Source organism: Candidatus Desulfatibia sp., assembly GCF_036446775.1.
Taxonomy (GTDB): Bacteria; Desulfobacterota; Desulfobacteria; order Desulfobacterales; family UBA11574; genus Desulfatibia_A.
On the sequence record NZ_JAZFTO010000024.1, the window covers coordinates 1 to 7,144 of the forward strand.

Here is a 7,144-nt window from a genome sequence, read left to right on the forward strand (position 1 = left end):
CTCGGCCCTACCCATGACGATGCAGTTGGTGATGATCAAACCCACAAAGACCGAAAGCTGCTTGCTGATTTCATACAAAAAGGCCCGTAAGACCTCGTCGGCCACGATCACCAGTGTGGCAATCACACACAGCTCCACAATCATGCGGATGTTGCGAGGAATCAGGCTGCGCATCAAAGAGATGGTCAGATTGGAAAAGGCGACCACAAAGGTAAGCGCCAGGGCCATGACCACGGCGGTTTTGATCTGCACCGTCACCGCCAGAGCCGAACAGATACCTAACACCTGTATAAAAACGGGGTTGTTTTGCCACAGCGGCCCGGCAAAGGCCTTATAGGTTTCAGTGCGGGTAATTTTCATGTTACGAGTTTCGGGTTGCGAGTTTCGGGTTACGGGTTACGGGTTGCTGGTTACTGGATACTTGATACTGGATACTGGATGCTGGATACTGCATGCTGCTTACTACTTACCGATCACTGACCACTATTTACTTTTCCCTGATCCCGGACCACTGTTTACTTTTTGCGGAACCGTATGGATACCGGCTCATAGAACGAAAGAATATCCTTAAATCCCGCCGTAAGGTATTTGCCGGTCAGAGTGGCGCCACTGATACCGTCCACGTAGTTGATCTGCAATTCCGGTCGAACGCGATCCTTGACCTTTCCCCGGGCAATGGAGATCGACACAAAGTCGCCTCTGCGGTCGACGATGCGCTTACCCACAAAGTTTTTCTGGAACCAGCGTTTTTCGATCTCGCCGCCAAGGCCCGGGGTTTCGCCGTGCTGATAGACCGTAAAGCCGCTGATGGTCGATCCGTCCTTTTCAATGGCCATGTAACCGTAAATCTTGCCCCAAAGCCCCCGGATGTCGATGGGGATAATATAGGCCTGCAGCTCATTATCTTTCATATAAAGGTAAAGCTGCAAATCTTTTTGTGTTCGCTTTGCTTGCTCCACAACGGCGCCGTCGGGCTTGACCCAGATCATCTTAATGTTTTCGGCATATAAAGATTCGACTTCCGCGGGTGCGTATTGCTGTCCTTGTTCGATAAGCCCCACCGCTTTTAAAAGATTTTGCTGCCGGTCAAGGAGCACGTTACGCTGCTGATAACTTTTGAGCCCGCTGGATGCCAGGGTTAAGAGCAGGCTGCAAACCACACAGAGCACAAGGGCAAATATAATGGATTTTAAGGTGTCAGACATTGGGCACCCTTTTGCTTAAAACAGCCTTGACCTCAAAATGATCCAAAAGCGGCGCAAACAGGTTCATAAACAAAATGGCCAGCATAATCCCCTCGACAAAGGCCGGGTTAAAGACCCGAATCAGTATCGTGAGAACCCCGATGGCAAAGCCGTAGATCCACTTGGACCACGGCATGTCCGGCGCCGTAACCGGATCGGTGGCCATATAGGCCAGGCCGAAGGCCGATCCGCCCATGAGTAAATGATAAAACGGGTTCAGCGCCAGCCACGGCAAAGATGCTTGGGTGGCAAAAAGGTTGAGCACAAATCCGGCCGACAGGATCCCCAGCACCCCGCCCAAGATGATGCGGTAACTGGCAAGGCCCAGCAGTATTAAAAAAACGGATCCTGTGAGGCTCAACAGCGTGGACGTGTCCCCGATGCTCCCCGGATAAAGGCCCACAAAAAGCTTTGAGATACTGTAGCCCGCCTGGGACAGGGCCGCCTGAACACCGACCCCTTTTTCCGCCAGGGCCGAAATCGCCAGGGGGGTGGCTCCGCTGAAAGCATCCACCGCCGCAGCTTTAGCTGGGCTGATAACCACCCAGACCGCATCCCCCGTCATACGGGCCGGATACGCAAAAAAGATAAAAGCTCGGCCGGTCAGCGCCGGATTTAAAAAATTCCTGCCGGTGCCGCCGAAAACCTCCTTGCCGATGACAATGCCGAAGGAAATTCCCACAGCAGCCTGCCACAACGGCAGCGTCGGCGGCAATGTCAACGGAAACAGCATACAGGTGACAAACAGCCCTTCGCTGATATGGTGCCTTCTGACCACCGCAAAGACGATCTCCCAGAAAAATCCGACGGCATAGGTCACGATCACCAGCGGCAGGACAATCCACACCCCTTTTAGAAACACCGGCAAAAAGTTGAGCGAAAGTCCCGAGGCCAGGTGCGATTGATACCCGGCGTTGTAGATGCCAAAGACAAGATGCGGAACCAGGGCCATAATCACCAGGGTCATGAAACGCTTGACATCCAGGCTGTCCCGCACATGGGGCCCGCCGGCGGTGACATCGGCCGGCGCAAAGAAAATCGTCTCCATGGACTCAAAAAAAGGATATAACCTTGCAAATCGGCCCCCTTGGGAAAAGTGTTTGCGCTGCGCATCAAAAAATCGTTTGAAAAATTTCATCAGGCCGTCTGTTCCTTGTAATAGGCAGCTTTGGCTTGCACCAGAATATCGGCAAGCTCTATCTTGGAAGGGCAGACATAGGTACAAAGTCCGCATTCGACACAGTCCAGCAGGCCATGGGCCAGAAATTCCTCGACCGTATCCGCCAGCACCGCCTTGAAAGTCAACTGGGGCAGAATATCGACCGGGCAGACTTGGGCACAATATCCGCAGGCGATGCAGGCCCGCACTCCCCCGTGCCGATTGCAGTCCATGGGCAGGGCCGCCGTATTAAAGTACGATAAAAATGCCCTGGAATAACTCGGTTTGTTAAAACCCGGACGCACAAAACCCAGAACCTCCTCCTGGTCGCCCTCGGGCAGCAGCAGCAATGATGTTTCGTAATACCCTAAAAAAGTGTTTTCCGCAGCAATATACCCTCTTAATAAACCACCGGCAATATAACGGATGTTTTTCTCTTGTTGGCGGTCCCCGGCCAGATGTGCCAGGGGCACCCCCAATCTGGTCCTTAAATGGCGGGGATCAGAGGCCAGGCTCCCGCCCAGGGCAACGATTCGTTCTACAGGATACCTCCCGGTTTTCAGAAGACGGGCCAGCAGCAGCAGGTCCTGTCCGCTGATATACCAGCAGCGGTTTGCGTCCGAGGATGTGCGTGTGTGATACAAAAGCACCCCCGGATCTGCAGCCGGGTATTTGCCGGTATAAAAATGCGTAATCCACTGGTTGTATTCTGCGGGAACTTCGCGGCTGTCATGGCGGGCCGCAACATAAACATTGTCTTGCGCCAGCTTGCGCAAAACCTGAATGCCGAATGCAAAAAACTCTTTTTGGTCTGCCAGATAAATTCCGGATGGGGGTTGAAACGGTTCGCCGGCATCCAGGCTCACAAAGACGGCCGGCGGAATTTCATCAGGATCGGCAATGTCCCGATAGGGCAGCCGGCGTATCAGCGGCCAGAGACCGCCGTTAAGCAATATTTTTACCAAATTGTGGCGTTTAAGATGCCCAAGCTGCTCCGGCACTTTTTCAAACGCTTCAGATGCTTCTTCGCTCTCCAGCTGAATGATAATTTCACGGATGATGCGACGCGGCCCAAAATTGATCTGTTCCACTTTCCCGCCGCCGGGTGATAAAAACTTTATGTCCGGATTGCGTTTGTCCACAAAAAGAACCGTTCCAATCTTGACCTCGTCTCCAATCTCCACGGCCAGACGGGGCTTTACAAAAGGTATCTTTTCAGGAACAGCGGCAACATATGCAGGGTTTGGTAATTGCTCGATCTTATCAGAAGGGCGGCCGTCAACATTCAGGTCATAGCCTTTTTTAATGCGGATTGGAGTCATTTGCCGCCTTTTTTATCGTCAGATCAGGTTGCCGGTAAACGTTGGAGAACTGGTGAGTGAATGAGTTTAGCATTTTTTGGTTTTGTTTTCAACGTACTGAAAAAATTATTCCAATTGTAAATTTATTTCACCCTTGACATTCTTTCAAACAGACCTCATTTTTAAAATAATACCTGAAAGGAAAGCATCATGAGCAAAATAGTTCGTAAAGGGGAAAGGAGGTTGCCATGACTGATAACAGACCAACCCAAGATACCGGTCTTAGGGGAGTTACCATTGCCAGTACCAGAGTCAGTGATGTGGACGGCACCGCCGGCCGGTTAATATACAGAGGATACCTGATTCAGGACCTGGCTGAAAATGCGACCTTTGAGGAGGTCTGCCATTTACTGCTGTATGAAAAACTACCCCAAGAGCATGAACTTAAAGACTTCAAGGCCCGGCTGACCGCCGAGCGGGATATCCCCCCGGAATTGATCGCCGCTTTAAAAACCCGGCCCCGGGATGCCCTGCCCATGGACATCCTGCAGTCAGGCGTGGCCATGCTGGCCCATCATGATCCTGACATTCAAGATACCTCGCGCGATGCTTTATTTCAAAAGGCCCTTAAACTGATCGCAAAATTACCGACGATCCTGGCGGCCTGGGACCGTATCCGCAACGGCAATGAGCCGCTGGCTTCTAATCCGCGGCTCGATCATGCCGCCAATTTTCTGTATATGTTTAACGGCACGGTTCCTGATGAAGAACTCGCCCGGTTTTTTGACATCTGCCTGATTCTGCATGCCGAACACTCTTTTAACGCCTCAACATTTGCCGCCCGAGAAGTTGCCTCGACCAGGGCGCATATGTATGCCGCCGTAGCGGCGGCGGTAGGCTCCCTGTCGGGCGAGCTCCACGGCGGGGCCAATGCCCGCGTCATGGAAATGCTTATGGAAATCGGTTCCCTCGAGAACGTTGAAGCATATGTCAACCAGACATTTGACTCCGGAAAAAAGCTAATGGGACTGGGCCATGCCGTTTACACTACCGACGACCCCCGCGCCCATATTCTGGCACCGATATCACAGAGATTGGGGCAGCGCACGGGCCAAACCAAATGGTATGAGATATCAAAGCTGCTTGAAATCAAAGGCAAGGAAGCCTTTAAGCGGCGCAAAGGCCGTGATATATATGTAAACGTAGATTTCTACAGTGCTTCGCTTTATTATTCCATGGGGATACCGTTTGACCTCTTCACGGGTCTGTTTGCCATTTCAAGAATTGCAGGCTGGACCGCGCACGTCATCGAAGAGCAGTTTGCAGATGCAGCCCCTAAACCAATGCTTTACCGCCCGGAATCCGAATATATTGGCGATTACTGCGGCCCGGAGGTGTGCAAATTCGTACCCCTAGATGAGAGATAGCAACATAAAATCGTGTTACGATTTTATAAATATCCTGGCCCAAAGGATCAGGCTTTGATTTCACTCCATAGGGGTGCACCTAAGCTTAAATGGAGTAAATTAAATTCCAAATATCAAATATCAAATATCAAACAAATAACAATGACCGAAATTCGAAAATCCAAACAATGTCTCGTCTTGGAAGGTTTTGGTCACCTGTCGAGAGCCTCCCCCTCGACCGTGAGCTCGGGGTCGAACGGTAGGTCGAACGATTGAATATTGGAATTTGTGATTTATTTGTAATTTGGTGCTTGGAATTTGTGATTTTAGACACAAAACTCCAAGGCAGAGCCGGACAACGCTGACTTGGCCCAAAGGACCAGGTTTTTCAGGATTAAATAAAACTTCCGCAAGTAAACTTGCAAGATCTTATAATCGTCCGGGTTGTCTCATGAGACAATAATGTGTCATTGATTATCCCGAGACACATTTTCATGCGCAGTCCTTTATTGTTGACTCTACATTTGCGAGTATTATATAGTTTTCGCGACATCATAAACCTGTATCAAAACTGTATCATTTCATTTTTTCCAGGGCAGTACCAAACTCCGGGGTGTTGATTACAACTATCTGTTAATAATTATTTTTTTGTAGCCTTCAACTATCTTCTTATTTTTGGCATGGATTTTGAGGGTATCCATGATTAAGACAAAACAAATTGTCTTTTTTCTCGTTAATTGCCTTATCCAAAATTATATATGACACCACAAATTACAGAGTAATTACCGTTTTGAAACCCTGCGACAAAAATATTGTCAAAACCCTTAAGCTTGTGGATGAGATGATCGCCCTGGCAAACCACGGTGATATCGAACACGAGGATGTAGGGTGGGCATCCTTTATGGTACCCTGCGGGATTCTGCCTATAAATTAAAGCTGCTGGCTGAAAAAGAAAAGGAAAAACACATTAAAAAAGGCTGGTGGAAAAAAAACCGGAAATAGGCTGCATGCGAACCTTCCGCTAATATAATATCCTAATCGAACCAAAACTCGATTAGGCGTTATCCGTTAATTGTTAATTGAGCTTTTTCGTTCAATCAGGGTAATAATAATTAACAAAATCAAAAAATTAGGAGGAAAAACGTGAAAAGTTTAAAAGGAACACAGACTGAAAAAAACCTATTAACTGCCTTTGCAGGCGAATCTCAGGCTAGAAATCGTTACACCTATTTTGCCGGCCAGGCTAAAAAAGACGGCTATGTGCAAATTGCAACGATATTCGAAGAAACCGCCGACCAGGAAAAGGAGCATGCCAAAAGATTTTTCAAATTCCTGGAAGGCGGCGAGGTTGAAATCACGGGAGCGTTTCCTGCCGGTATGATCGGTACAACCCTCGAAAACCTTAAAGGTGCCGCCGCCGGTGAACATTACGAGCACACGGAGATGTACCCCGGATTTGCCAAAACCGCTCGTGAAGAAGGCTTTGAAACCATTGCCTCGGTGTTTGAAGCGATTTCAGTTGCCGAAAAACAGCATGAAAAAAGATATGTTGACCTGGCGGCCAATATTGAAGCCGGCCGGGTTTTCAAACGGGATGAAAAAGTTGTCTGGCGCTGCCGCAACTGCGGCTATCTCCATGAAGGCAATGAAGCTCCGGAATTATGCCCGGCCTGTGTTCATCCCCAGGCCCATTTTGAATTGCTAGGGGAAAACTGGTAATTTGTAACCGTTCAGGGTTCAAGGTTCGGAGCTAGTTAGTAAAGGTTGATAAATTCGTAAAAAGTGAAACGTGAAATGTAAAATGTAAAACGACTACATTAGGTACATTAAGAGGCAATATTACAAAACATTTAGACTTTTCACGTTTAACTTTTTACTTTTTACGAAATAATCAAGGTTAACAATGAAAATACAACCCTGAACGGAGAACTCTGAACCTTTGAACGCTTACTGACAATTTATACTTATACAAATGACTTGCAAAAAGGAGGGACATAAAAATGGCAGAAAGATTAGAAGTCTATAAATGCGATG

At 48.7% G+C, this 7,144-nt stretch carries 7 protein-coding genes; 3 read left to right on the top strand and 4 right to left on the bottom strand.

Going from position 1 to position 7,144, the window contains the following annotated elements:
* From V3S16_RS01070 to V3S16_RS01085, 4 genes are all read right to left on the bottom strand, one after another.
* A partial coding sequence (locus V3S16_RS01070; RefSeq protein WP_413882825.1) for an Rnf-Nqr domain containing protein occupies positions 1–360 on the bottom strand: 360 nt, incomplete at its 3' end.
* A 155-nt stretch (positions 361–515) separates the two neighbouring features.
* Positions 516–1,205, bottom strand: coding sequence for an FMN-binding protein (locus V3S16_RS01075; protein ID WP_413882826.1), 690 nt, complete (start codon positions 1,203–1,205; stop codon positions 516–518).
* Positions 1,198–2,382, bottom strand: a complete 1,185-nt coding sequence (locus V3S16_RS01080; protein ID WP_413882827.1) for an NADH:ubiquinone reductase (Na(+)-transporting) subunit B — start codon at positions 2,380–2,382, stop codon at positions 1,198–1,200. Before V3S16_RS01080 ends, V3S16_RS01075 begins: the two co-directional genes overlap by 8 nt.
* On the bottom strand, positions 2,382–3,725 hold the full coding sequence (locus V3S16_RS01085; protein WP_413882828.1) for a Na(+)-translocating NADH-quinone reductase subunit A: 1,344 nt from the start codon (positions 3,723–3,725) through the stop codon (positions 2,382–2,384). Before V3S16_RS01085 ends, V3S16_RS01080 begins: the two co-directional genes overlap by 1 nt.
* Before the next feature lie 227 nt (positions 3,726–3,952).
* Here V3S16_RS01085 and V3S16_RS01090 point away from each other — a divergent pair, with 227 nt between their 5' ends.
* The 3 genes from V3S16_RS01090 to rbr all read left to right on the top strand — a co-directional run bounded on the left by V3S16_RS01090 (position 3,953) and on the right by rbr (position 6,829).
* A complete protein-coding gene (locus tag V3S16_RS01090; protein ID WP_413882829.1) occupies positions 3,953–5,131 on the top strand; it encodes a citrate/2-methylcitrate synthase in 1,179 nt (392 codons plus the stop codon).
* A 769-nt stretch (positions 5,132–5,900) separates the two neighbouring features.
* Entirely contained in the window at positions 5,901–6,044 is a 144-nt protein-coding gene (locus V3S16_RS01095) for a hypothetical protein (RefSeq protein WP_413882830.1), read from the top strand.
* A 209-nt stretch (positions 6,045–6,253) separates the two neighbouring features.
* The gene (gene rbr / locus V3S16_RS01100) at positions 6,254–6,829 is read left to right on the top strand and encodes a rubrerythrin (RefSeq protein ID WP_413882831.1); all 576 of its coding nucleotides are present in this window, start codon (positions 6,254–6,256) and stop codon (positions 6,827–6,829) included.
* Positions 6,830–7,144 lie beyond the last annotated feature (315 nt).